This is a genomic window from Acidovorax sp. HMWF029, assembly GCF_003060895.1.
In the GTDB taxonomy this organism is placed as follows: Bacteria; Pseudomonadota; Gammaproteobacteria; order Burkholderiales; family Burkholderiaceae_C; genus Acidovorax.
Genome location: NZ_QAIH01000206.1, coordinates 7,432 through 7,935, shown reverse-complemented (window position 1 = coordinate 7,935; position 504 = coordinate 7,432). Strand labels below are relative to the sequence as shown.

1 pseudogene is annotated in these 504 nt (G+C 66.9%); it reads right to left on the bottom strand.

Annotated features, from left to right (window positions below):
- Positions 1 to 504, bottom strand: a pseudogene (locus DBR12_RS22930) (DNA-binding protein YbiB); the annotation flags it as partial.

Genomic DNA, 504 nt, shown 5'->3' with positions numbered 1-504 from the left:
GTGTGTAGGTGGCGGTGGTGGCCACATCAATCTCGGCGGGCAGGCCGGGCACCTCGCTGGCGGTGCCGGGCTGCTGTGCCTCCAGCACTGCATGCGTGCCGCGCACGAAGCCGTCATAGCGTGGCGTGCGGCGCGGGTCTGTGGCGACTTCGCCCTCCAGTCCGCGCGAGAGCAATGCGCTCATGCCCAGCGTGCGGAACGTCGTCTGCAGCATTTCAAAATATTCGGGATGTGTGTAGGCGGTGACGACCACCGACGGACCCGCGCAGGGGCTCATCAGCTTGACCACACTGTGTCCGGGGTTGCGCAGGCCCACCACCTCGCGCACGGACAGCAGGCGCGCCAGACCGGCGTGCAGGTGCTGGGTGTGGATGTGGCGCACGGTGCCGTTTGCTATTTTTTCAGGAGCTGTCAGCGCAGGCACACCCAGCGCCAGCAGCACATCCGAAGCCAGAATCCGCCGCGCTTCGGTGCGCATGCCATGCAGCAGCACGGGCAGGCCTT